We start from the raw sequence: 23,046 nt of genomic DNA on the forward strand, positions 1-23,046 counted from the left end.
CGCCTCGGCTCACTCTGGTTTCCTGCGCGGTCGCATGCCGACGCTGACGCCCAAGCCGGATCCCAGCCGCTGTCCGAAGTGCCGGGAGCGCGTGACGCCGTTCGCGGCCGGCTGCGCGATCTGCGGTGCCGACCTGGACCCGACGCGCTGGGACGTCGGGCCGAGCCTGACGCAGCGGGCGGGCTCGCTGGTGTCCGCGCTGCGCTGGTGGCAGCGCTGACGCGCGCCGCCGCCTAAGCCGCGCGCCGCGCGCGACGGCGCCGCCGGGCGCCCTCGATCGCCATCCCGACGAAGCCCGCCGAGGTTGCGACGAACGACGCGCCCGCGGCCGCCTTGTAGACCGGGGACCTGTCGGCCTCCGGGTTGAAGGCCAGCGGCAGGAAGGCCATGGCGTTGGTCCACGCGCCCACGCCGAGCGGAATCGACGCCCACTTCGGCGCGTCCGGGACCGCCGTCCCGATCGCGACGGTCAGCCCGCCGAGCATCGCGAGGTCGAGGTGCCATTGGCGGACCCGAGCGGCGGACTTCAGCCCGAGCAGCCGCCGCGCCGCCTCGGGGTCCTGGCGGATGAGCGTGTACGGCCAGCCGGCCAGCGCGCCGAGCGCGACCTCGGCCAGGCCGGAGACGACGAGCGCGCTGGGAGCGGGGCGTTGCGACATGGCGCGGGATCCTACGGCGCGACGCCCCGCCGCGATCCGGGTCGCCTCGCGCACGCCGTGCGCGCACGAGGCGACCCGCGTCCGGGAGCTACGCGGCGCCGGCGCCCACGCCCGCGGCGGCCAGCACCTCGGCGACCGAGCGCGGCGCGCGGCCGGTCAGCGCCTCGACGTCGCCGCTGACCTGGTCGAGGTACCCCTCGCGGATCGCCCGGCCGAAGGAGACCAGCAGCGGCGCGACCGCTTCCGGCAGCCCGGCGGCGACCAGCCCGGCCGCGAAGGCGTCGTCGTCCACGCGGGACTCCCGCGCGCCGTACAGCTTCGCCAGGTCCGCGCCGCTCAGCAGCTCCGGCCCGGTGATGTCATAGGCCTTGCCTGCGTGCTCGTCGCCGCCGGCCAGGACGGCGGCCGCGGCGGCCGCGCAGTCCTCGCGGCTGACGTACGCGGTCACGCCGTCGCCCATGTTGTGGTGGAACGTGCCGGACGCCGCGGCGGCCTGGGCCTCCGGGATCCGGAACTCGTTGTAGAGCGCGTTGCGCAGGAAGGTGTGGGCCACGCCCGACGCGACCAGCGCCTCCTCGGTCGCGCGGTGGTCGGCGGCCGCGCCCGCGGGGTTCTCGGCCACGGGGTTGGGGAGCGAGGTGTAGGCGATCAGCCGCGCGCCCGCCGCCGTCGCCGCGTCGATCGCGGCCTGGTGGCCGGCCATCCGCGCGCCGACGACGTCGGTGCTGACGATCAGCACGCGCGTCGCGCCCGCGAACGCGGCGCCCAGCGACGACGGCTCGGAGAAGTCGCCACGGCGGACCCGCGCGCCGCGCGCGGCGAGGTCGTCGAGCTTGGACGGGTCGCGGGTGATCAGGACGACGTCGGCGGCGTCGACGCCCTCGGTGTCCAGCAGCAGCTCGGCGGTGCGGCGCCCGAGGTGACCCGAGGCGCCGGTGATGATCAGGCTCATGTCGCTAACCGTAGCAAGAGCAGTTACGAATTCCGGGATAGACTGCGCGGAGAACCGCGATGGCCGGCCCGACCAACACCCAGTTCGCCCTCGGCGTGCACATGCTCACGCTGCTGGCGGGCAGCGCGCCCGCGACGCTCTCCTCCGACGAGATGGCGGGCTCGGCGAACTCCAACCCCGTCCACGTCCGTCGTGTGCTCGCGCTCTTCCGCGAGGCGGGCCTGGTCGCCTCGCGTCCCGGCGTCGGCGGCGGCTGGCGGCTGGCGGTCGCGCCGGACGCGATCACGCTGGCCGACGTCTGGCGGATCGTCCACGGCGAGGGCGACGTCCTCGGCCTGCGCTCGGCGCACCCGGACTGCCCGGTCGGCCAGTCGATCCAGGGCCTGCTCGCCGCGATCGACCGCGACGCGGCCCGCGCCGTCGAGGACCGCCTGCGCGGCACGACGATCGCGCGGCTGGTGTCCCAGGCGGCGGCCGGGGCGGACATCCGCGCCCTGGCGTGACAACGGCGGCGAAGGCGCGGGCGATACCGTTCGCCGCCTCCTCATGAAGATCATCTACACCCACACCGACGAGGCGCCCGCGCTGGCGACCAAGTCGCTGCTGCCGATCGTCGAGGCGTTCGCCGGGACCGCCGGCGTCGAGCTGGAGCTGCGCGACATCTCCCTCTCCGGCCGCATCCTCGCCCAGTTCCCGGACCGCCTGAACGACGATCAGCGGATCGCGGACGCGCTCGCCGAGCTCGGCGAGCTGGCCAAGACGCCCGAGGCCAACATCATCAAGCTGCCGAACATCTCGGCCTCGGTCCCGCAGCTGAAGGCGGCGATCTCCGAGCTTCAGGACCAGGGCTTCGCGGTCCCGGACTACCCCGAGGAGCCGTCCACCGACGAGGAGCGCGAGATCCGCGCCCGCTACGACGCGGTCAAGGGCAGCGCGGTCAACCCCGTCCTGCGCGAGGGCAACTCCGACCGCCGCGCGCCGCAGTCGGTCAAGGAGTACGCGCGCAAGCACCCGCACTCGATGGGCGCGTGGTCGGGCGACTCCAAGACCCACGTCTCGACGATGGGCGAGGGCGACTTCCGCTCCACCGAGAAGTCCACCACCGTCGCCGAGGCCACGACGGTGCGCATCGAGCACGTCGGCGAGAACGGCACGGTCACCGAGCTGAAGGGCGCCTTCGGCCTCCAGGCCGGCGAGGTCCTCGACGCCGCCGTCATGCGCCGCGCCGCGCTGGATCGGTTCTTCAAGGAGCAGATCGCCGAGGCCGAGGCCCAGGGCGTCCTGTTCTCCGTGCACCTCAAGGCCACCATGATGAAGGTCAGCGACCCCATCATCTTCGGCCACGCCGTCCGCGCGTTCGTCGGCGACGAGGTGTACTCGACGCTCGACGACGTCAGCCCCAACGACGGCCTCGGCTCGCTGCTGTCCGCGCACCCCGAGGTGAAGGACTCGGTCGACGCCGCGCTGGCCGCCGGACCCGACCTGTACATGGTGGACTCCGACCGCGGCGTCACCAACCTGCACGTGCCGTCCGACGTCATCATCGACGCGTCGATGCCCGCGCTGATCCGCTCCTCCGGCCAGGGCTGGGACGCCAAGGGCGAGCAGCGCGACGCCAAGTGCGTGATCCCGGACTCGTCCTACGCGGCGCTCTACGCCGAGACGATCGAGCACTGCAAGCGCCACGGCGCGTTCGACCCCACCACCATGGGCACGACGCCGAACGTCGGCCTGATGGCGCAGAAGGCCGAGGAGTACGGGTCGCACGACAAGACGTTCGAGATCGCCGCGCCCGGCGCGGTGCGGGTGGTCGACAAGGACGACAACGTGCTCTTGGAGCACGACGTGCAGGCCGGCGACATCTGGCGCGCGTGCCAGACCAAGGCCGCGCCGATCCAGGACTGGATCGAGCTGGCCGTCCGCCGCGCCCGCGCCACCGGCGCGCCCGCGGTGTTCTGGCTGGACGAGACCCGCGCCCACGACGCCGAGATCCTCAAGAAGGTCCGCCCGGCGCTGGAGCAGCTCGACACCGACGGCCTCCAGATCGAGATCCTGCCGGTCGCCGAGGCCGCGCGCTTCACGCTGGAGCGGGCGCGCCGCAACGAGGACACCATCTCGGTCACCGGCAACGTCCTGCGCGACTACCTGACCGACCTGTTCCCGATCCTCGAGCTGGGCACCAGCGCGAAGATGCTCTCGATCGTCCCGCTCATGAACGGCGGCGGGCTGTTCGAGACCGGCGCCGGCGGCTCGGCGCCCAAGCACGTCCAGCAGTTCCTGAAGGAGAACCACCTGCGCTGGGACTCGCTGGGCGAGTTCCTGGCCTTGGCGGTCTCGCTGGAGATGCTGGCCGAGAAGACCGGCAACGCGCGCGCCCAGCTGCTGGCCGACACGCTGGACCGGGCGACCGGCAGGGTGCTGGAGGAGCGCAAGTCGCCGTCGCGCAAGGCGGGCGAGCTGGACAACCGCGGCTCGCACTTCTACCTGGCGCTCTACTGGGCCCAGGAGCTGGCGTCGCAGTCCGACGACGCCGAGCTGGCCGCGGTCTTCGCGCCGCTGGCCGAGCGTCTGGCCGGCGACGAGGAGGCGATCGTCGCCGAGCTGAACGGCGTCCAGGGCGAGCCGGTCGACGTCGGCGGCTACTTCCACCCGGACGCGGCCCGCGCGTCCGACGCGATGCGCCCGAGCGCCACGCTCAACGACGCGCTCGCGACGCTGACCTCGGTCGCGTCCTAGGCCGGTCGGCCCCGGCGGGGCGGCTCCGGCCGTCCCGCCGCGCCGCGCCGACCGTTCGGCACCGATAGCTTTCGGGCCATGCCCAAGACAGTCACGGTGACCGGCGCGGCCGGCGCCATCGGATACGCCATCCTGTTCCGCATCGCCTCCGGCCAGCTGCTGGGTCCGGACGAGAAGGTGCGCCTGCGCCTCCTGGAGATCGAGCCCGCCCTGAAGGCTGCCGAGGGCACCGCCATGGAGCTGGTCGACTGCGCCTTCCCGCTGCTGGAGTCCATCGACATCACCTCCGACCCCAACGAGGCGTTCGACGGCACCAGCGTCGGCCTGCTGATCGGCGCCCGCCCGCGCACCGCCGGCATGGAGCGCGCGGACCTCCTGGAGGCCAACGGCGCGATCTTCAAGCCGCAGGGCCAGGCCATCAACAACCACGCCGCGGACGACATCAAGGTCCTCGTCGTCGGCAACCCGGCCAACACCAACGCCTTGATCGCGATGTCCAACGCGCCGGACGTCCCGAACGACCGCTTCACCGCGATGACCCGTCTGGACCAGAACCGCGCCTACGCGCAGCTGGCCTCCAAGCTCGGGATCGCGATCACCGAGATCGAGAACCTCGTCGTGTGGGGCAACCACTCGCCGACGATGTTCCCCGACCTCTTCAACGCCACCGTCAACGGCAAGCCCGCCGTCGAGGTCGTCGACGACATGGCCTGGTACGAGAACGAGTACCTGCCCAACGTCGGCAAGCGCGGCGCGGCGATCATCGAGGCGCGCGGGGCGTCCTCGGCGGCGTCGGCGGCCAACGCGGCGATCGACCACGTCCACGACTGGGTGCTCGGCGCGCCTGGCCGCGTGTCGATGGCCGTGCCGTCGCAGGGCCAGTACGGCGTCGAGGAGGGCATCATCTCCTCGTTCCCGGTCGAGGTCTCCGGCGACGGGTCCTACAAGGTCGTCGAGGGCCTGGAGGTCGGCGAGTTCGCCCAGTCCAAGATCGACATCACCGTCAACGAGCTCAAGGGCGAGCGCGACGCGGTGCGTGAGCTGGGCCTGATCTAGAAGGCGCGCCAGACGCGAAGGCGTGTCGGGTTCGGCCTCGAACGGGAAACGAGGCCGAACCCGTGCGCTTCCTAGGCCGCGTCCATCGCGTGCCAGCCCCGGCCCTCCTTGCGGATGAGCCCCTCCTTCTGCAGGCCCGGCAGCACCCGGTACAGGTAGTTCTGCTGGATGCCCATCTGCTCGGCGATCTCCGGGATCGTGATGCCGGGCGTGGCGCGCACGAGCTCCAGCGCCTGCTTGCCGCGCGTGCCCGATCCGCGCGGGCGCCCGCGCCGCCCCGAGCCCTCGCCGCCGTTGCCGTTGGCGCCGCCCGAGCCGCCGCCACCGCGCCGCCGCGCGGGGGCCCCGCCGGCGTTCACCCCGTCCAGCGCCGCGACCGCGGCCTCCAACCGGTGATACTCCTCCACCAGCGGTCGCAGCTCGTCTAGGCGTTGCTTGAGCTCACGCCGTTTTTCGTCTAGGAAGTCAGCCATCGATGACAACACCCTCTTCCGCATTACTGTTACTGACAGTGAAGTTTCATAGCACACGAGGTCCGCGTCAATGCGCCGCAAGGTGACCTGCACGGCGGCCACCCGCACGGGACAGGTCGCGGCGTTGCTCATCGCCCAGCTCGACCTCACCGCTCTGGTGCTCCTGAACGGACCCGAGGGGCTGGCCGACGACGTCGCCGGCGCGGCGCCCGCGCAGGGCTACGAGCCGCGCGTCCGCGGCGGGACATGGGCCGACGCCGCGGGCAGCGACCTGGTGGTGTTGGACGCCGTCGACGACGACGCCGGCGCCGAGATCGCCGCACGCTGCGCGGGCGCCGTCGTCGTGGTGGCGACGCCGACGCCGGTGGCCGACGTCGACCGCCTGCTGGCCGAGACGCGCCTGCCGCGCGCGCGGATCGTCGGCGCGGCCGTCGACGGCGCCGGGCCGATCACCGCCGCCGCGCGGGCGACCGAGATCGCCGACGCGATCCTGCGCGACCGCCGGCGCACGATCGTCGCCGCGGTGCAGGTCCTCGCCGAGGACGACGGCGCCGCCGACGTGGTGGTCCGCGACGCGCGCATCGGCGCGGGCGGGATCCAGGCGATCTTGTAGGGGTCGGTGGAGAACGCGCGCTCAGGCGCGCGCGTTCTCGACCAGCGCCTTCAGCCGCCGCAGCGACGCGTCGGCCTCCTTGGCCGGCAGCCCGCCGACCAGCGCGTGGCTGGCGAACTGGCCCAAGGGTCCCAGCGGCGCCTTGAAGTCGTTGCGGTAGTCGAAGCGCGTGCCGCCGCGGCCGTTGTCGGTCAGGCGGTACTCGGTCTCGGCGTGCGAGCGCGCGGGCCCGCGGCCCCGCCACATCGCGTGATGCGGCGGCTTGGACTGGGCGAGATGCCACTTCACCTTGAAGTTGGCCCCGCGCAGGTGCAGCACCTGCTCCATCTCGTCGTCGGAGTGGGAGACGAGCTTGCGGTGGATCGTCACCCACTCCTGCAGGCGCGTCGCGTCCATGACCGTGCGCCAGACCTCTTCGACCGGCGCGTCGATCTCGATGCTCGTGGCCACCTCGCTCACCGTCGCGCAGACCCTAGATGGTTGATGCGAACTTCGCGCGATCGGGGGCTCATCGGGCGCGCAGCTGCTCGGTCGACTCCCATTCGCGCAGCGCGCGCTCGATCGCCGCGTCGAGGCGGTGCAGGCGCACGCCGAGCAGCTCGGGCGCGCGGTCGTCGCGCGGCAGCAGGTCGCCGTCCAGGCCCTCCATCAGCGGGCCGATGAGCGCGTGGTCCTCGCCGGCGATCGCGGCGGCGACGCGGCCGGCGACCGGCGTGAGGCTGAAGCCCAGCCGGATCGCGGGGCGGCGCACGAGCAGCGCGTCGCGGATCCGCTCGATCAGCTCGCCGTAGCTGACCTCGTCCGGGCCGGCGATGTCGAGCGACACCGGGCCGTCGACGGCCTCCGCCGTCGCGCCGCGGACGAGGTAGGCCAGGACGTCGCGGCCGTCGATCGGGCGCGTGCGGTGGTCGCGCCAGGACGGCAGCGGCATCACCGGGACGCGCTCGACCAACCGCACCAGGAACCGGAACGAGCGCGAACGGGCGCCGACGACGATCGAGGCGCGCAGCGCGAGCCCCTCGGGCGCGCCGTCCAGCAGCGTGCGCTCGACCTCCAGGCGGCTGGCCAGGTGCGGCGAGGCGGCGCGCCCGGGCGGCACGAGGCCGCCGAGGTAGATGATGCGCCGGACGCCGGCGCGCGCGGCGGCCCGCGCGAAGCGCTCGGCGGCGCGGCGGTCGCGGCCGGCGAAGTCGTCGCCGGCGCCCGCGCCGGCCGGGGTCTCCATCGAGTGGATCAGGAAGTAGGCGACGTCGATGCCGTCCAGCGCCGCGTCCAGGCCGGCGCCGGTGACCGCGTCGCCGAGCGCGACGTCGGCGACGTCCACGCCGGCGGCGGCCAGGCGCCGCGGCGACCGCGCGAAGGCGCGGACGGCGTGGCCGTCGGAGACCAGGCGGGGGATGAGGGCGGCGCCGACGTAGCCGCTGGCGCCGGTGACGAGGATGCGCGCCATCGGGTTCGCGGATCGTGCCCGATCCGCGCCGAAGACCGACATGTAGGTGTTGCCCTATCAGGTCGGAGCGGGGCACGACGGCGTTCCCGCCAACCTCCCCGCAAACACCGCGAAACGGCGCTCGATTCCCGCTCTGTGCAGGTATTTCGGGCGATTTGTCGGCATTTGCGGAATGGCCCGATTCCGTCCGGAGCCCGATGTATGCGATTTGCGGGTTCCGGCGTTGCGGCGCTCGGCTCGGACGTGCTTCGATGGCCGCCGTCGTGAACGAGCTGGTCGAGAAGAAGGAGATCGCACCCCGGATGTCGAAGGCGCGCGCAAGGAGCAAGAAGCCGAGCTGCGAGGGGTGCTACTTCCGCTGCAACTTGCTCTGCGCGCTGGAGCTCGACGAGCCGTGCGCGACGTTCCGGCCCGACTCGCCGGAGGGCCTGCGCCCGCCGCGCCAGCTGCGCTTCCACTTCCGCCAGCCGGGGCGCACGACGACCGCGTGGGCGTTCCCGGACGCCCGCGAGCAGGCCGCTCTGCACGCCTGAGCGAACCGCCCGCGTTAGGGTCGATCGCATGAAGATCCGCGCCGCCGTCCTCGAGGAGTTCGCGAAGCCGCTCGTCGTCCAGGAGGTCGACCTGGACGGTCCCGGACCGGGTGAGGTGCTGGTCCGCCTCCACGCCTGCGGCGTCTGCCACACCGACATGTACACCGCCTCGGGCGCGGACCCGTCCGGGTACGCGCCGACGGTGCTCGGCCACGAGGGCGCGGGCGTCGTCGAGGCGCTGGGCGAGGGCGTGACCGACCTCGCCGTCGGCGATCACGTCGTCACGCTCTTCTCCCCGCAGTGCCGCGAGTGCCTGCACTGCCGCAGCGACAAGACGAACCTCTGCCTGGCGATCCGCGAGCAGCAGAACCTCGGCTACCTGCCCGACGGCACCACGCGCCTGCACCGCGGCGAGGAGCGCGTCCGCCATTTCATGGGGACCTCGACGTTCGCCGAGGCGACGGTCATGCCGTCGATCGCGTTGGCCAAGGTCAACCCGGAGGCGCCGCTGGACGTCGTCGCGTCGCTCGCGTGCGGCGCGACGACCGGGATCGGCGCGGCGTTGTACGTCGCCAAGGTCGAGCCGGGCTCGACGGTCGCGGTCTTCGGCGCGGGCCTGGTCGGCCTGGGCGCCGTGGCCGGCGCGCGGCTGGCCGGCGCCGAGCGGATCATCTGCGTCGACCTGGACGAGGGCCGCCTGGCCTCCGCCCGGGCCCACGGCGCGACCGACACGTTCATCGGCGGCGACGACAGCGTCGCGCGGATCCTGGAGATGACCGGCGGCTTCGGTGCCGACTACACCTTCGAGGCGACCGGCAACGTGAAGGTCATGCGCCAGGCGGTCGAGTCCGCGCGCATGGGCTGGGGCCTGGCGACGGTCGCGGGCGTGGCCGGCAAGGGCGAGGTCCTGGAGGTCGTGCCGCGCTTCCTCATCACCGGCCGGCGGATCGCGGGCGCGTCGTTCGGCGGCGCCAAGGGGCGCGACCGCGTGCCCGAGCTGGTCGAGCTGTACCTGAAGGGCGACCTCGACCTGGAGTCCTTCGTGACCAACCGCATTGCCTTGGACGAGGTCAACGACGCCTTCGCGGCGATGGATCGCCACGAAGGCGTGCGGACCGTCATCACGTCCTTCTAGGACTAGGGGTAGGGCTAGGACGAGCGCGAGGGCCGGGCGCGCGGCGCCACCGGGAACAGGCCGCGCATCGCCTGGAGCGGGCGCAGGCCGCGGTGGCGCGCCGGCGGCGCGGCCGGGGGCCGGCCGAGGAGGTGCTCGGCGCGCTCGTGCAGGAGGGCGACGACGGAGTCCGTCGTCGCGAACGGGTTGGCGACGGTCAGGCCGGAGCTGAGCGAGATCGCGGCGACCGGCACGTCGTCGGCGAGCGCGAGCAGGTGCGGGCCGGCGGGCAGGCGCCGGCTGTCGAGCCGGGCGAGGCGGTCGAGGGCCTTGTCGTCGTCCTCGGTCGCGCGGCGGATGGTGATGGGGGAGATGTCGGGGGTCATGCCAGAACATGGTGCGCGACGCCCGCCATCATGTCCAATGATGACTTGACGTAGCTGGCATCATGTTCTGTGATGCTCGATCTGAAGCTGTTGACGACGTTCCGCGAGGTGGCGCTGCGCCGGTCGTTCAGCGAGGCGGCGACCGTCCTCGGCTACACGCAGCCGGCGGTCTCCCAGCACGTGTCGCGGCTGGAGTCGGCGCTGGGCGTGCGGTTGCTGGTGCGCGACGCGCGCGGGGTCCACGCGACGCCCGCCGGCGAGCTGCTGCTCACGCGCGCGGCGGCGCTGCTGGACGCGGCGCGGCGCGCGGAGGACGACGTGCGCGAGGCGGCCGGCGCCGGGCGGCCGTGCGTGCGGATCGGGGCGTTCGCGACGCTGGCGGGCGGCCTGCTGCCGGGCGCGACGCGGGACCTGCGCGCGCGCCGGCCCGAGCTGCGGCTGGAGGTCAAGGTGCTCGAGCCCGACGACGCGATCGACCAGCTGCTGACCGACCGGCTCGACATCGCGACGATCATCGACTCCGAGCTGCAGCCGATGGCCGTCCGGCCCGGCGTCGAGCACCTCCACCTCTGCGACGACCCGTTGTTCGTGGTCATGGGCAACGACCACCCGATGGCGGGCCGCGCCTCGATCGGGCTGGAGGAGCTGGCCGAGGAGGGCTGGCTGATGCCCGACGTCGGCGGCACGTGCGCCGACTCCAACATCATCCTGCGCGCCTGCCGCGAGGCCGGCTTCGAGCCCGACGTGCGCCTGGCCTTCGACGACTACCCGGCCCTGCAGGGCATGGCCGCCGCCGGCGTCGGCGTCGCGCTGATCCCCTCGCTGGCGACCGCCAACCTCCGCTCCGACGTGGCGGTCATCCCGCTGCGCGGCCAGCCGCCCGCGCGCCGCATCGGCGCTGCGGTCCGCGTCGGCGAGACCTCGCCGACCGTCGACCACGTCATCGAGGCGCTGCGCGCCGCGGGCCGCGCGCTGCCGACCGGCCGGGCGTTGACCGCGGTGGCCTAGGCCTTCGCCGCCGCGGACGCGGACGCGGCAGCGGTCGTCGTCGCCCCACCGTGGCGCGCTCCGCGGTCTCACGCTCGGCGAGGTACCCGGTGGTCGACCCGGTGCCCTCAGCGTCCGATGGCTCCCGCGCCGGCGGATCCGGTCCATTGCCGCCGAACCCGCGCGATCGCTTCACGAACGCGCGACATCCCGCGCGGGGTTACGCTTCCGCGCACAGGAGAGAGGGGTCACGAGGGTGCGCATCACCGTGCTGGGCAAATCGCCCTCCTGGCAGGACGCGGGCGGGGCATGCAGCGGGTACCTGGTCGAGGAGGCCGGGACGTTCCTGCTGCTCGACTGCGGCAACGGGGTCTTCAGCAAGCTGCGGCGGTATCGCGACTACGTCGCGGTCGACGCGGTCGTGATCTCGCACCTGCACGCCGACCACTTCCTCGACCTCGTCCCGTACGCCTACGCCTTGACCTACGCGCCGCGCCAGCAGCCGGTGGCCGTCGACCGCTGGCCGGGCACCGAGACGCCCGCCAAGCCCAAGTTGTACGCCCCGCGCGGCGCGCGCCAGACGTTCCGCCGGATCGTCGGCGCCTGGGGCGCCGAGGACCTCATCGACAACGCGTTCGACATCTATGAGTACGCGCCCGGCGAGCGGATCGACGTCGGGCCGCTGCGGCTCGCCTTCCACGAGGTCCCGCACTGGCTGCCGACCTGCGCGGTCGACGTCCGCTCGGGCACCGACGGCGCCGGCCGCTTCACCTACGGCGCCGACACCGCGCCCACCGAGGAGCTCGTGAAGTTCGCGGCCGGCACCGACCTGCTGATGATCGAGGCCACGCTGCCGCGCCCCGAGCGCGACGGCGTCCGCGGCCACCTCACGCCCGGCGAGGCGGGCGACCACGGCAGCCGCGCGAAGGTCGGCCGCCTGGTCATCACGCACTTCTCCGACGAGATGGACGAGCTGTGGGCCCGCCGCGAGGCCGAGCGCGCGTTCGAGGGCCCGGTCTCGGTCGCCCGCGAGGGCGCGGTCTACGTGGTCTGAGCGCGAGGCGCCCAAGCGGTACATTCGTCGCGTGCCTCCCGAGCGCGACCTCTTCGCCAACTTCGAGCGCATGCGCCGCGAGATGGACGAGCTGTTCGGCGACGTCTTCGGCGGGGGCGTCCTGGGCCCGCGGCATCGCGGTGGGTTCTCCCCAGCGGTCGACGTCTTCTACGAGGGCGAGCCGCCGCGGGCGGTGGTCCACGCCGAGCTGGCGGGGATCGACCCCGACGAGATCGGCCTGGAGATCGAGGGCCGCGAGCTGGTGATCGCCGGCCACCGTCGTCCCGCGGACTCCGAGGGCCGCGTCTACCAGCAGCTCGAGATCGACTTCGGTCCGTTCCGCCGCGTCATCCCGCTCGGCGCCGACGTCGCCGCCGACGAGGCCCGCGCGACCTACCGCGACGGGATCCTGCGCGTCGAGCTGCCGCTGCTGACGCCCGAGCCGCGCACGCGGCGCGTGCCGATCGACGTCGTCGACGAGAGCTAGCGACGGGCGGGGGACGCCGTGATCGAGATCAGCGCCGAGGGTGGGGGCCGCCCGGTCGAGGTGGGGCAGCGCGGCCGCGTGCCCGCCACGCTCCCGGTCCTGCCGCTGCGCGACACCGTCCCGCTGCCGGACACGCTGACGCCGCTGGCGATCGGCCAGGAGCGCTCGATCGAGCTGGTCAACGACGTGCTGGCCGGCGACCGCCTGCTCGTGATGGTCGCCGCCCGGAACCCCGAGCTGGAGGCGCCCGGGCCGCCGGACCTCTACGACGTCGGCGTCGTCGGCGCGGTCGCGCGCATGATGAAGGTCCCCGACGGGACGCTGCGCATCCTCGTCCAGGGCGCGCAGCGCGTGCGGATCACCAACTGGGACCGCGAGGCGCCCTACCTCGTCGCGTCGATCGAGGAGCTGCCCGACGTCGTCGACGAGACGCCCGAGCTGACCGCGCTGACGCGCAACGTCCAGGAGACGTTCACGCGGATCGTCGAGCACGTGCCCTACCTGCCCGAGGAGCTGCAGCTGGCGGTCGCCAACATCGACGACCCGTCGACGCTCAGCCACCTCATCGCGGGCTCGCTGCGCCTGCCGACGCAGGAGCGCCAGGAGCTGCTGGAGGAGGTCGACGTCGCCCGCCGCCTGCGCCGCCTGGCCGAGGTCCTCGCCCGCGAGCTGAACGTCATCTCGATCGGCTCGGAGATCCAGAACCAGGTCCAGTCCGAGATCGACAAGGGCCAGCGCGAGTACGTCCTGCGCCAGCAGCTCAAGGCGATCCAGGAGGAGCTGGGCGAGTTCGACGAGTCCTTGGAGGAGGCGCGCGACCTCCGCGAGCAGCTCGAGGACATCGCCTTGCCCGACGACGTCCGCAAGCAGGTCGACCGCGAGCTGCACCGCCTGGAGCAGCTGCCGACCCAGGCCGCCGAGCACGGCGTCATCCGCAACTACCTGGAGTGGATCGCGTCGCTGCCGTGGGGCAAGAGCACCGAGGACGACCTCGACCTCGCCCACGCGCGCGAGGTGCTCGACGCCGACCACTACGACATCGAGCAGGTCAAGGACAGGATCTTGGAGTTCCTGGCCGTCCGGAAGCTGAAGCCGGACGCGCGCGGGTCGATCCTCTGCTTCGCCGGCCCGCCCGGCGTCGGCAAGACCTCGCTGGGCCGGTCGGTCGCCCGCGCGCTGGGCCGCACCTTCGAGCGCATCAGCGTCGGCGGCGTGCGCGACGAGGCCGAGATCCGCGGCCACCGGCGCACCTACATCGGCGCGATGCCTGGCACGATCATCCGCGCGCTGCGCGACGCCGGGTCCGACAACCCGTTGTTCATGATCGACGAGATCGACAAGATGGGCGCGGACTTCCGCGGCGACCCGTCGAGCGCGATGTTGGAGGTCTTGGACCCCGAGCAGAACGCGACGTTCCGAGACCATTACCTCGACGTGCCGTTCGACCTGTCCAAGGTCATGTTCATCTGCACGGCCAACGACCTGGACCGGGTCCCGGGTCCGCTGCGCGACCGCATGGAGATCATCCAGCTCGCCGGCTACACCGAGGACGAGAAGCTCCAGATCGCCAAGCGCTACCTCGTCCCGCGTCAGATCGAGCGCAACGGCCTCAAGAAGTCGTGGATCGCGTTCGGCGACAAGGCGCTGCGGCGCGTCGTCGCCGACTACACCCGCGAGGCGGGCGTGCGCGGGCTGGAGCGCGAGATCGGGACGATCTGCCGCAAGGTCGCGCGCGAGGTGGCGGAGGAGACGGATCCACCCGCCAAGCCGAAGAAGCGCTCGATCGCGCCCGAGGACGTCCGCGACCTGCTCGGCCGCCCGCGCGTCCACAACGAGACCCAGCGACGCACGGCCGCGCCGGGCGTGGCGACCGGCCTGGCCTGGACGCCGGTCGGCGGCGACGTGCTGTTCATCGAGGCCTCGGCGACGCCCGGCAGCGGCAAGCTGCTGCTCACCGGCCAGCTCGGCGACGTCATGAAGGAGTCCGCCCAGGCCGCGCTGACCTGGGTCAAGGCCAACGCGCACCGGGTCGCGCCCGAGCTCGAGGACGCCTGGTTCGCCGAGCACGACGTGCACGTCCACGTGCCCGCGGGCGCGACGCCGAAGGACGGCCCGAGCGCCGGCATCACGATGGCCACCGCGCTGGCGTCGCTGATCTCGCGGCGCTGCGTGCGCGAGGACGTCGCGATGACGGGGGAGATGACGCTGACCGGGCAGGTCCTGCCGATCGGCGGCCTCAAGGAGAAGGCCCTGGCCGCCCAGCGCAACGACGTCAAGACCGTCGTCGCGCCCGCGCTCAACGAGGCCGACGCCGAGGACATCCCCGAGCATCTGCGCAAGCGGCTGACGTTCGTGTGGGTCGACCAGATCGGCGACGTGCTCGACACCGCCCTGCAATCGCCTGCGTGACATCCGGGTGGGGCCGGGTATGCTCGCCGAAGAGCTTCGACCCCGACCCACAAGAGGGACCTTCATGGCCAAGAAGAAGAAGGCGGCCGCTGCCGCCGGAGCCGTCACGGCGGCCCGCTCCAACCCCTATGTCCAGCGCGTCGTCGAGGACGATGAGATCCGCGACAACGTGCGCGTCGCCTTCGAGGCCGCGCGGGACGCCTACGACCGGCTTGCCAACGGCAAGACGGTGTCCAAGACGCTGACCGACGACAAGAAGTTCCACAAGGACCTTCACACGGCGGCCGAGGCGCTCAAGGACGCCGGGGCTTCGCTGAGCAAGCCTCAGAAGAAGAAGCGCAAGGGCGGCCTCGGCCGCAAGCTCCTGCTTCTGGGCGTCGGCGCCGGCCTGGCGCTCGCGCTCAGCGCGGACCTGCGCTCCAAGGTGCTCGACGCGCTGTTCGGCGCCGAGGAGGAGTTCGACTACACCTCGACGACCGCGCCGTCGTCGGCGCCGGGCGCCTAGCCCGCGCCGGGACATCGGGTCTGCCGCGAAGGGCGCTCCGACCGGGGCGCCCTTCGCGCTTCTCGGACCGCTCGTCGGGCGCCGCGGCCACGGCGGGCCGGCCGGCCAGCTAGGATCGTCGGTCATGGAGGCCGCGACCCAGCGCTCCCTCAGCGGGGAGAAGGCGCAGCGCATCGTCGACGCGATGCGGGCGTCGGTCGCGCTGCGCGGGGTCGCCGGGTCGACGTTCGACCACGTCGCGCGCGAGGCCGGCGTCTCGCGCGGGTTGTTGCACTACTACTTCGGCTCCAAGGAGCGCCTGCTGGCCGAGGTCGTCAAGCGGGACACCGACCTGCGGATGGCGGCCCTGGACGAGCAGCTGGCCACCGCGTCCTCGGCGGCCGACTTCATCGAGATGCTGCGCCGGACGCTCGACCAGATGCTGCGCGAGGACACCGAGTTCCTGACGCTGTCGTTCGAGGCCTTCACGCTGTCGCGCCGCAACCCGGACATCGCCGCGGAGTTCTCCGAGCTGGTCCGCCGCACGCGCGAGCACGTCGCGGGCGTGCTGGCCGCCAAGCAGGACGAGGGCGTCCTGGAGCTGCGCGCGGATCCCGAGGCGATCGCCGAGATCCTCTTCGGCCTCGGCGACGGCCTCGCGCTGCGGATCCTGGCCGAGCCGGAGCGCGACCACCGCGAGACCGTGCACGCCGGCACGCTCGCGGTGGCCGCCCTCATCGGCTGACCGGGGGCGGACGACCTAGCGGTCGATCCGCAGCTCGACGCGGCGGTTCTGCGCGCGGCCGGACTCGGTGGCGTTGGTCGCCTTCGGCTGACGCGAGCCGCGCGTGACCAGCGTCGCCTGGGCCTTGACGCCGTGGGCGTGCAGGTAGGCGGCGACCGCCTTGGCGCGGCGCAGGCCGAGGTCGTCCAGGTACCGGGCGTCGTCCGACGAGGCGTCGGTGTGGCCGACGACGCGGATCGCGACGGCGTTGCCCTTGACCCGCTCGGCCAGCCGGCCGAGCTGCCGCTGGGCGGCGGGCGTCAGCTTCGCGCTGTTGACGGCGAAGCCGCCGACCGTGACGCGCTCGTGCCGGCGGACCAGCGTCGCGACGCCCGCGGCCTGGAGCTTCTCGCCCTTGACCGGCGTGCCGGTGATCTTGACCGAGACCTTCAGGCCGTGCGGCGACTTGCGCATCAGCGCGCGGCCGGTGGCGTTGAGGGCCACGTCGACCCGCATCCGCTTGGAGCCGTCGGCCTGGTGGTAGGTGCCGGTGCCGACGAGGACCCGCTTGGCCGCGGCCGCGGCCGCCGTGCCGTGGGCGGTCGTGTCCAAGGCGTACAGGTCGACCTTGCAGGACGTCAGGACCGTGCCGGTGATCGAGCAGCCGACGCCCACGCCGTCCTTGCGGACGGTGATCGTCGCGGTGGAGCGCGTGCCCGAGCCGGTGCCGAGGACGGCGCTCAGCTTCGGCTTGCCGCCCGCGGCGCCGTTGTTGGTGTTGGTGTTGGTGGTGGCCGGCGTGCCGTCCTGCGTCCGCGGGGCGGGCGTGGGGGCGGCGTCCGGCGTGCCCGGCGTGCTGGGCGTGGCCGGCGTCGTCGTGGTCGTGTCCGGGGTCGGCGTCGTCGGGACCGTCTCGGCGACGACCGTCCACGCGAAGGCCGCGACGTCGCTGACGTTGCCGGCCGCGTCGGTCTGGCGGACCTTCAGCGTGTGCCGGCCCAGCCCGAAGCCGTCGAGCTTCAGCGGCGAGGCGCACTCCGTCCAGCCCTGGCCGTCGACGTCGCACTCGACGGTCGCGCCGTCCTCGAGGCCGCCGACCTGGACGTCGATCGCGTGCGAGGTGGTCTGCGCGGCCGGGGCGTTGGCGAACGTCGGCAGCGCCGGGCGGCTCGTGTCGACCGTCCACGTGCGGGTGGTCGCCGCGCCCGGGATGTCGTAGTCGTCGACGCCGCGCACCCGGAAGGTGTGCTCGCCGTCGGCGAGGCTCTCGAACGTCGCGGGCGACGAGCAGGTCGTCCACGTGCCGTCGTCCAGGCGGCACTCGTAGCGGGCGGCCTCGCCGCCGAAGGCGAAGGTCGCGGTGGTGTCGTTGGTGCGCGGCGCGGGGGCGCCGTCGCCGAGCACCGGCTGGGCCGGGCCGTCGAGGAACGCCGTGAACACGTCCTCGGCCTCCGGGCTCACGTGGCCGGCGGCGTCGGTCTGGCGGACCCGGAACGTGTGCGGGCCGCTCGCGTAGTCGCTGAGCGTGACCGGCGAGGTGCAGGTCGCCCAGTCGGCGTCGTCGAGCCGGCACTCGAACGTCGCGTCCTCCTCGCCCGTGAACGCGTACTGCGTCGTGAAGGCGTGGACGACGTCCTTGTCCTCCGTGATCGACGGCGCCAACGGGGCGGTCAGGTCGACCTTCCACGTGAGGACCTTCTCCACGCCGGCGTTGCCGGCGTCGTCGACCTGGCGGATCGAGAAGCGCTTGGCGCCCTCGGACAGGCCGACGAGGGTGACCGGCGACGCGCACGCGATCCACGTCGCGCCGTCGGCGCCGAGGCGGCACTCGAAGCGGCCGCCGGGCTCGTCGCCCACGAAGGCGACCGTCGCGTTCTGGGACGCGGTCACCGCGTCGGGCTTCGACGTGACGATCGGCGCGTTCGGGGCGCTCGTGTCGAGCGTCCAGGCGTACTCGGCGGGGTCGCCGACGTTGTTGGACCAGTCGGTCTGCCGCACGCGGAAGCTGTGCGGGCCGTCACCGGAGACGGGGAACGTCGAGCCCGTGGTGCAGGCGACGAACGTGCCGTTGTCGATCGAGCACTGGAACGTGCCGCCGGCCTCGGCGCCGGTCCACGCGAACGTCGGCGCGGCGGCGTTGGAGCGGGCGGCGGGCTTGGTCGTGATCGTCGGCACGCCGGGCGGCGTGGTGTCCGGCTCCTCGGCCGGCTCGGTGATCAGCGAGGTGTTGGTGTCGGTGCCCGCGGCGTTGGTCACGGTGCGGATCACGCGGAAGCTGTAGCCCACGTCGCCGGCGATGAGCCGGTAGCCGGCGTCGATCTCGCCGGGCATGTCCTGGCAGGTGCCCGTCCAGTCGTTGACGACGTCGGTGCAACGCTGCCACTGCCACTTCGTGGTGAACGGCGGCGTGGGGTCGTCGAACTGGTCGTCGAGCTTCAGCGTGTTGCCGATCTCGGGCGAGATGATGATCTTGCTCTCGGCGAGGTGCGGCTTCTGGGCCGGCTGCCAGGAGAGGCCGGTGAACGAGGCGCCGGGCGCGAGCTTGGTGTTCGGCACCATGACCGTCTCGTCCTCGGTGAGGTCGCGGACGTAGATCGACCAGGTGCCGTCGCCGGCGCGGTTGGAGATGAACGCGACCTTCTTGCCGTCGGGCGAGATCGCGGGCAGGCGCTCGTCGGAGCTCTCGGTGGAGCTCTCGATGTTGGTCGGATACGGGGAGGTCCCGTCGGCGTTGGCGACGTAGACGTCGTCGGACGCGACCTCGCCGTCGCCCTCGTTGCCGGGCGCGGTGTAGGCGATCTTCTGGCCGTCGCGGGAGACCGTGACGTGCCGGGGGTTCGGGTGGGCCCACTCGGCCCAGTTGGCCGGGGCGTTGCCGTCCGCGTAGGCCAGCGGCTGGTGGACGTTGTAGGCGCCCTCGTCGGAGAACCCGAAGAGCAGGTTGTCGCTGTTGGACCACGCGGTCGTGTCGGTGGTGGCGCCCACGACCAGGTGGATGCTCTGGTCGGCGATCCGGTAGGTCCTGACGCCGTCGGCGGGCGTGGCGAACGCGTAGGCGCTCCCGTCGGGGGACATCGAGGGCCCGGAGATGTCGTACGGCAGGTCGACCTTGGCGACCTGCCTCTGGGCCCACGGGTTGACGTCGAGCAGGTTCTTGTCCTGGTCGACGAGGAGCAGGCGGTTGCCGTCCGCGCTCCACTCGCCGGCGACGCCCTTGACGCCCAGCGGGTCGGTGAGCGTCGAGACGGTCTGGTCGTTGGAGCCGTCCGGGTAGATCGTGTGGACGGCGCCGTCCTGGGTCGAGAAGGCGAGGACGCCGTTGTCGTAGGCCTTGTAGAGGGTCGCCGAGGCGCCGGTGGGGAGGGCCAGGGCCGCGGCCAGGACGCCGCCGACGGCAGCTGCGGTGATACGCGCTGCGTGGCGCGCCTTGGGGGAGTGCATAGGTCCCGGTGATCGGACCTCGCACGTACCGGTTCATGGCCCGATCGGGGGAGGGCGTCCGGCGCGGGACATCCGCGTCTCCCGGGAGACGGCGGCGTTCACCGTTACCTCTTGCGCTTCTTCTTGCTCTTGGCCTGCTTCTTGGCCGCGACCTTCACGGTGGCCCGCTTCCCGCGCGTGCCGTCGGCCTTGAGGCCGGTCACGGTGATCGTCGCGCGCGTCGCGCTCGCCACGGCCGGGATGCTGAAGCGCGTGCCGGTCTGGCGGGCGAGCAGGCGGCGGCCGTCGGAGAGCGTCGCGCGCAGCTCGTAGCGTCGGGCGTTGGCGGCCTTGGACCACGTCACCGCCAGCTTGGTCCCGCTGCGTCGCGCCTTCAGGCGCTTGGGCGTCGCGGGCTTGGGCGGCGGCGGGGCGACGTAGGACGCGACGGTCAGCTGCGCGCGCGGCTTGCCGTAGGAGGAGACCAAGGCGATGATCTTGCGCGGGCCGCCCGGGCCGTCGGCGGGGGCGAAGCGGATCGTCCCACGGCCCGCGCGCGCGACGCCGCCGATCGGCCTGGCCGCGCCCTTGCCCTGCTCGGCGAACGTCACCTTCTGGCCGGGGCGCGGGGCCACGTCGTAGGACAGGATCCGCGTGCGGCCGGCCCCGGCGCGCTTGACGCCGGCCGTGACCTTGGGGTCCTGGAGGCCGTCGGCGGCCTGGACGCCCGCGATCGGCGCGCTGTCGGCCTGCGGCTCGACGGTCCAGGTCCCGCTCGCCGGCGCCTTGACGACGAAGTACGTGGTGTTGGTCTGCGGGTTGTGGAAGGCCAGCGACGTCGCGGTCTGCGCCTTGGTGCCCGGCGTGTCCTCGATCCGCGCGCCGCCCGGGCCGACGAGCGCGACGTGCGGCGGCGCGCCCTGGCCGGTGACCGCGACGAAGCCCGAGGGCACGCCCTTGCCGAACGACAGCGTGCGCGCGCCGGCGCCCGCCTGCGCCGCGGCGGCCGTCGCCTTGTAGGGCCCGACGTCGCAGCCGGAGAACATCAGGTCGAGGCCGTCGCCCCACTTGTAGCCCGCGCCGAAGTCCGCGATGAACGTATGCGCGCAGCCCGCGAAGCCGACGCTGCTGAAGACGACGTCGCCGCCCGCGCAGCCGAGGTCGCCGAGGCAGATGTTCGCGCTCGCGCCGACGTTGAAGGCGGACTTGAACAGCCAGCCGTTGAGGTCGGCGACCGCCTTGAAGCCGGAGACCTCGTAGCCGAGGTGGCCGCCGAAGCCGACGTAGCCGTTGGTGCGCAGCTCGAAGAACGCGGTGGCCAGCGGCACGCTGACCAGCGAGACGCGGCCGTCGACGCGGAAGATCGCGGGGTCGCCGAGCGTGAACGTCAGGTCGCCGTCGACGCCGACCGCCGCGACGCCCGCGATCGTCGGCCCGGCGTTGATCGTCACGCCGCCGGTCAGCCGCAGCGACGGCTGGGTGCTCAGCGCGAAGCGGATCTTCTTGAGGTGCGTGACCGCGAACGGGTCGAGGATCACGCCTGGCTCGGGCAGCGTCAGCTCGCCACCGAGGTGGTCGAGGTCGCCGTGCACGAAGCCGACGTCGGCCTTCAGCGACGGGCCCGGCGGCTGGGGCGGCAGGATGACGTTCGCGCCGCCCTGCCACGACGCCTTCTCGGCGTCGTAGTCGAAGAACAGGTCCTTGATCTCCAGCGGGCCGATCAGCGCGTCGCCGACCTTGACGTGCAGCTCGCGCAGGTGGACGCCCGCGACGTTGTCGGCGCGCACGGTCAGGTCGCCGGTGACGCCGCCGAACAGCGCGGGCAGCGCGAGGTGCACCGGCACCTCGACGCCGCCGCCGCGGAACTTGATGTCCACGCTGCCCTTCAGCGGGAACCCGAGCAGGTTGCCGCCGCCGCTGACGTCGAACGTCCCGATCGACGCCGTCGACCCCTTCGGCAGCGTGATGTCGATCGCGCGCTTGAACAGGACCGTGTCGCCGAGCTTGACGGTCACCGCCGCGCCCGACGAGGTGATCGTCCGGTTCTTGATGTCGAACTTGAGCTTGCCGCTGCCCAGCTCGACCCGCAGGCCGTTGATCCGCACGCCGCCGGTGGCGGTGTACGTGTCGCCCTCCTTCTTCAGGCACGCGTCGGCGATCACGTCGACGGCGGCGAACGTCAGCAGGCGGCACGCCGCGGGCGGGACCGGCGGCGTCGGCGTCTGCCCGCCGCCGGGCGGGGTGGGGCCGCCGGGGATCGGCGGGACCGTGACGTGCAGCGAGACGCTGGGGTCCGGCAGGGCCTGCAGGAAGATCCGCGGGTTCTGCTCGCCGCCGTTCTGGGACTCCCACAGCGCGCTGCCGACGAAGCCGTCGGCGAGCTGGCGCGCGGTCGCGCGCGGGTGGGCGATCGTGAAGTCCTGGCCCAGGAGCTGGATCTGGTCGCCCCACGTCGTGCCGCCGTCGGCCGACGCGCGGAACCCGAGGCCGTTGACCGAGTCGGTGAACAACGCCTGCAGGACGCCGTTGGTGTCCTGCACGATGTCGCGCAGGTTGCCGGCCGTGCCGTCGCTGACCACGCGCGGCGCGCTCAGCGCGGTGCCGTCGAGGGTGCGGATGAAGTACTTGCGGTACGAGTCGCCGGCGGCGGTCGAGCGGTAGAGCAGGTAGGTGCCGCTCGGGCCGGTCGTCAGGCGCGGCAGCTCGGCGTCGGGGACCGTCAACGGCGCCGACCAGTTGGCGGCCGTGTTGATGTAGGACGCCGCGCACGGGCTGGCCGGGCAGGTGAGCGTGCGGATCGTCGTCTTCGTGCCGCCGAGGTTCGACCACGCGGCGGCGAAGTGCGTGGCGTCGATCTGGACGATCGACGGGTCGTAGCCGTAGGCGGTGTCCAACCGCGCCTTCTGCGTGTCGGGCGTGAACGGCGTCGCGCCGCCGCCGAAGGGCGCGATCGGCTGCGCCTGGATGATCGGGCCCTGCGTCGGCGCGGCCATCGTGAGGACCTGGCGCCCGGCGCCGTCGAAGACCGCGGGCGTCGGCACCGACGGCTCGCCCGGCGGGACCGTGCCGATCGCGTTGCCGGCGTCGAAGGTCTCGCCGCCGTCGTCGGAGACGTAGAGCACGTTGGCGCCGTTGGAATGGCCCATGATCGTGCCGCAGCAGCGGTGGGTCAGCACCATCACCTCGCCGAACGGCGAGATCATGACCTTGGGGCCTTCGAAGTCGGTGTTGTTGGTCTCGCCCGGGGTCGGGACGAACGTCTTGGCGTTCTCGCACGCGCTGCCACCGCGCGGGATCTGGCAGTAGTGCGTGATGTCGTAGTTGCCGGGCCGCGACTCGTTCCAGACGAGGTGCGTCACCCCGTCGCGGTCGACGACCGAGTCGGGCAGGTTCCCGTTGGCGACCACGGAGGCCGCCTGGGCGCTGGACGCCCAGAGGCCGAGCACGACGAGGACCGCCACCACCAGCTTGGACCGTTGCACGGGGCGCCAGCCTGCCGGCCAGCGTCC

21 protein-coding genes are annotated in these 23,046 nt (G+C 73.0%); 13 read left to right on the plus strand and 8 right to left on the minus strand.

Annotated features, from left to right (window positions below):
• Window positions 1-34: 34 nt before the first annotated feature.
• Complete coding sequence (locus VFG42_RS00450; RefSeq protein WP_324904069.1) at window positions 35-220, plus strand: hypothetical protein; 186 nt, start codon at window positions 35-37, stop codon at window positions 218-220.
• A gap of 13 nt (window positions 221-233) precedes the next feature.
• On the opposite strand, the gene VFG42_RS00455 is transcribed toward VFG42_RS00450, so the two are convergent.
• Together VFG42_RS00455 and VFG42_RS00460 are read right to left on the minus strand one after the other, a co-directional pair.
• Entirely contained in the window at window positions 234-659 is a 426-nt protein-coding gene (locus VFG42_RS00455; RefSeq protein ID WP_324904071.1) for a hypothetical protein, read from the minus strand.
• Window positions 660-747: 88 nt separating this feature from the next.
• A complete protein-coding gene (locus tag VFG42_RS00460; protein ID WP_324904073.1) occupies window positions 748-1,611 on the minus strand; it encodes an NAD(P)H-binding protein in 864 nt (287 codons plus the stop codon).
• 59 nt (window positions 1,612-1,670) lie between these two features.
• Between VFG42_RS00460 and VFG42_RS00465 the strand changes: the two genes are divergently transcribed.
• From VFG42_RS00465 to VFG42_RS00475, 3 genes are all read left to right on the plus strand, one after another.
• Entirely contained in the window at window positions 1,671-2,114 is a 444-nt protein-coding gene (locus tag VFG42_RS00465; protein WP_324904075.1) for an Rrf2 family transcriptional regulator, read from the plus strand.
• Between the two features lie 43 nt (window positions 2,115-2,157).
• On the plus strand, window positions 2,158-4,347 hold the full coding sequence (locus tag VFG42_RS00470) for an NADP-dependent isocitrate dehydrogenase (RefSeq protein WP_324904077.1): 2,190 nt from the start codon (window positions 2,158-2,160) through the stop codon (window positions 4,345-4,347).
• A gap of 78 nt (window positions 4,348-4,425) precedes the next feature.
• The gene (locus VFG42_RS00475; RefSeq protein WP_324904079.1) at window positions 4,426-5,403 is read left to right on the plus strand and encodes a malate dehydrogenase; all 978 of its coding nucleotides are present in this window, start codon (window positions 4,426-4,428) and stop codon (window positions 5,401-5,403) included.
• Window positions 5,404-5,474: 71 nt separating this feature from the next.
• Here VFG42_RS00475 and VFG42_RS00480 read toward each other — a convergent pair whose 3' ends face one another.
• Window positions 5,475-5,810, minus strand: coding sequence for a hypothetical protein (locus VFG42_RS00480; RefSeq protein WP_324904081.1), 336 nt, complete (start codon window positions 5,808-5,810; stop codon window positions 5,475-5,477).
• A 136-nt stretch (window positions 5,811-5,946) separates the two neighbouring features.
• Here VFG42_RS00480 and VFG42_RS00485 point away from each other — a divergent pair, with 136 nt between their 5' ends.
• A complete protein-coding gene (locus VFG42_RS00485; protein WP_324904082.1) occupies window positions 5,947-6,489 on the plus strand; it encodes a hypothetical protein in 543 nt (180 codons plus the stop codon).
• Between the two features lie 21 nt (window positions 6,490-6,510).
• Here the strand turns inward: VFG42_RS00485 and VFG42_RS00490 are convergent, their stop codons facing one another.
• On the minus strand, window positions 6,511-6,948 hold the full coding sequence (locus tag VFG42_RS00490) for an SRPBCC family protein (RefSeq protein WP_324904084.1): 438 nt from the start codon (window positions 6,946-6,948) through the stop codon (window positions 6,511-6,513).
• A gap of 49 nt (window positions 6,949-6,997) precedes the next feature.
• Complete coding sequence (locus VFG42_RS00495) at window positions 6,998-7,939, minus strand: NAD(P)H-binding protein (protein ID WP_324904086.1); 942 nt, start codon at window positions 7,937-7,939, stop codon at window positions 6,998-7,000.
• A gap of 251 nt (window positions 7,940-8,190) precedes the next feature.
• On the opposite strand from VFG42_RS00495, the gene VFG42_RS00500 reads away from it, so the two are divergent.
• A complete protein-coding gene (locus VFG42_RS00500; protein WP_324904088.1) occupies window positions 8,191-8,472 on the plus strand; it encodes a hypothetical protein in 282 nt (93 codons plus the stop codon).
• A 28-nt stretch (window positions 8,473-8,500) separates the two neighbouring features.
• Window positions 8,501-9,607, plus strand: coding sequence for an alcohol dehydrogenase catalytic domain-containing protein (locus tag VFG42_RS00505; protein ID WP_324904090.1), 1,107 nt, complete (start codon window positions 8,501-8,503; stop codon window positions 9,605-9,607).
• 14 nt (window positions 9,608-9,621) lie between these two features.
• On the opposite strand, the gene VFG42_RS00510 is transcribed toward VFG42_RS00505, so the two are convergent.
• The gene (locus VFG42_RS00510) at window positions 9,622-9,972 is read right to left on the minus strand and encodes a hypothetical protein (RefSeq protein WP_324904092.1); all 351 of its coding nucleotides are present in this window, start codon (window positions 9,970-9,972) and stop codon (window positions 9,622-9,624) included.
• A gap of 72 nt (window positions 9,973-10,044) precedes the next feature.
• Between VFG42_RS00510 and VFG42_RS00515 the strand changes: the two genes are divergently transcribed.
• The 6 genes from VFG42_RS00515 to VFG42_RS00540 all read left to right on the plus strand — a co-directional run bounded on the left by VFG42_RS00515 (window position 10,045) and on the right by VFG42_RS00540 (window position 16,138).
• The gene (locus VFG42_RS00515; protein WP_324904094.1) at window positions 10,045-10,980 is read left to right on the plus strand and encodes a LysR family transcriptional regulator; all 936 of its coding nucleotides are present in this window, start codon (window positions 10,045-10,047) and stop codon (window positions 10,978-10,980) included.
• A 235-nt stretch (window positions 10,981-11,215) separates the two neighbouring features.
• Entirely contained in the window at window positions 11,216-12,013 is a 798-nt protein-coding gene (locus VFG42_RS00520) for an MBL fold metallo-hydrolase (RefSeq protein ID WP_324904096.1), read from the plus strand.
• Between the two features lie 31 nt (window positions 12,014-12,044).
• Window positions 12,045-12,500 carry an Hsp20/alpha crystallin family protein gene (locus VFG42_RS00525; RefSeq protein ID WP_324904098.1) on the plus strand — a complete coding sequence of 152 codons (456 nt, stop codon included), beginning with the start codon at window positions 12,045-12,047 and terminating at the stop codon, window positions 12,498-12,500.
• A gap of 18 nt (window positions 12,501-12,518) precedes the next feature.
• Window positions 12,519-14,909 (plus strand): endopeptidase La, encoded by a 2,391-nt coding sequence (gene lon / locus VFG42_RS00530; protein WP_324904100.1) that lies wholly within the window; start codon window positions 12,519-12,521, stop codon window positions 14,907-14,909.
• Window positions 14,910-14,973: 64 nt separating this feature from the next.
• Entirely contained in the window at window positions 14,974-15,414 is a 441-nt protein-coding gene (locus VFG42_RS00535; protein WP_324904102.1) for a hypothetical protein, read from the plus strand.
• A 124-nt stretch (window positions 15,415-15,538) separates the two neighbouring features.
• Window positions 15,539-16,138, plus strand: a complete 600-nt coding sequence (locus VFG42_RS00540) for a TetR/AcrR family transcriptional regulator (RefSeq protein ID WP_324904104.1) — start codon at window positions 15,539-15,541, stop codon at window positions 16,136-16,138.
• 15 nt (window positions 16,139-16,153) lie between these two features.
• Here VFG42_RS00540 and VFG42_RS00545 read toward each other — a convergent pair whose 3' ends face one another.
• Complete coding sequence (locus VFG42_RS00545) at window positions 16,154-19,558, minus strand: OmpA family protein (protein WP_324904106.1); 3,405 nt, start codon at window positions 19,556-19,558, stop codon at window positions 16,154-16,156.
• Window positions 19,559-19,662: 104 nt separating this feature from the next.
• Window positions 19,663-23,019: a hypothetical protein gene (locus VFG42_RS00550; protein WP_324904108.1), complete on the minus strand. Its 3,357-nt coding sequence runs from the start codon at window positions 23,017-23,019 to the stop codon at window positions 19,663-19,665.
• Between the last annotated feature and the right edge of the window lie 27 nt (window positions 23,020-23,046).

Origin of the sequence: Baekduia sp. (genome assembly GCF_035685985.1) — a bacterium.
Taxonomy (GTDB): Bacteria; Actinomycetota; Thermoleophilia; order Solirubrobacterales; family Solirubrobacteraceae; genus Baekduia.

Bases quoted from the DNA above. Each gene is read 5' to 3' on its own strand.
- VFG42_RS00450 (WP_324904069.1), top strand. From the start codon at position 35: ATGCCGACGCTGACGCCCAAGCCGGATCCCAGCCGCTGTCCGAAGTGC.
- VFG42_RS00455 (WP_324904071.1), bottom strand. From the start codon at position 659: ATGTCGCAACGCCCCGCTCCCAGCGCGCTCGTCGTCTCCGGCCTGGCC.
- VFG42_RS00460 (WP_324904073.1), bottom strand. From the start codon at position 1,611: ATGAGCCTGATCATCACCGGCGCCTCGGGTCACCTCGGGCGCCGCACC.
- VFG42_RS00465 (WP_324904075.1), top strand. From the start codon at position 1,671: ATGGCCGGCCCGACCAACACCCAGTTCGCCCTCGGCGTGCACATGCTC.
- VFG42_RS00470 (WP_324904077.1), top strand. From the start codon at position 2,158: ATGAAGATCATCTACACCCACACCGACGAGGCGCCCGCGCTGGCGACC.
- VFG42_RS00475 (WP_324904079.1), top strand. From the start codon at position 4,426: ATGCCCAAGACAGTCACGGTGACCGGCGCGGCCGGCGCCATCGGATAC.
- VFG42_RS00485 (WP_324904082.1), top strand. From the start codon at position 5,947: ATGCGCCGCAAGGTGACCTGCACGGCGGCCACCCGCACGGGACAGGTC.
- VFG42_RS00495 (WP_324904086.1), bottom strand. From the start codon at position 7,939: ATGGCGCGCATCCTCGTCACCGGCGCCAGCGGCTACGTCGGCGCCGCC.
- VFG42_RS00500 (WP_324904088.1), top strand. From the start codon at position 8,191: ATGGCCGCCGTCGTGAACGAGCTGGTCGAGAAGAAGGAGATCGCACCC.
- VFG42_RS00505 (WP_324904090.1), top strand. From the start codon at position 8,501: ATGAAGATCCGCGCCGCCGTCCTCGAGGAGTTCGCGAAGCCGCTCGTC.
- VFG42_RS00510 (WP_324904092.1), bottom strand. From the start codon at position 9,972: ATGACCCCCGACATCTCCCCCATCACCATCCGCCGCGCGACCGAGGAC.
- VFG42_RS00515 (WP_324904094.1), top strand. From the start codon at position 10,045: ATGCTCGATCTGAAGCTGTTGACGACGTTCCGCGAGGTGGCGCTGCGC.
- VFG42_RS00535 (WP_324904102.1), top strand. From the start codon at position 14,974: ATGGCCAAGAAGAAGAAGGCGGCCGCTGCCGCCGGAGCCGTCACGGCG.
- VFG42_RS00540 (WP_324904104.1), top strand. From the start codon at position 15,539: ATGGAGGCCGCGACCCAGCGCTCCCTCAGCGGGGAGAAGGCGCAGCGC.
- VFG42_RS00545 (WP_324904106.1), bottom strand. From the start codon at position 19,558: ATGCACTCCCCCAAGGCGCGCCACGCAGCGCGTATCACCGCAGCTGCC.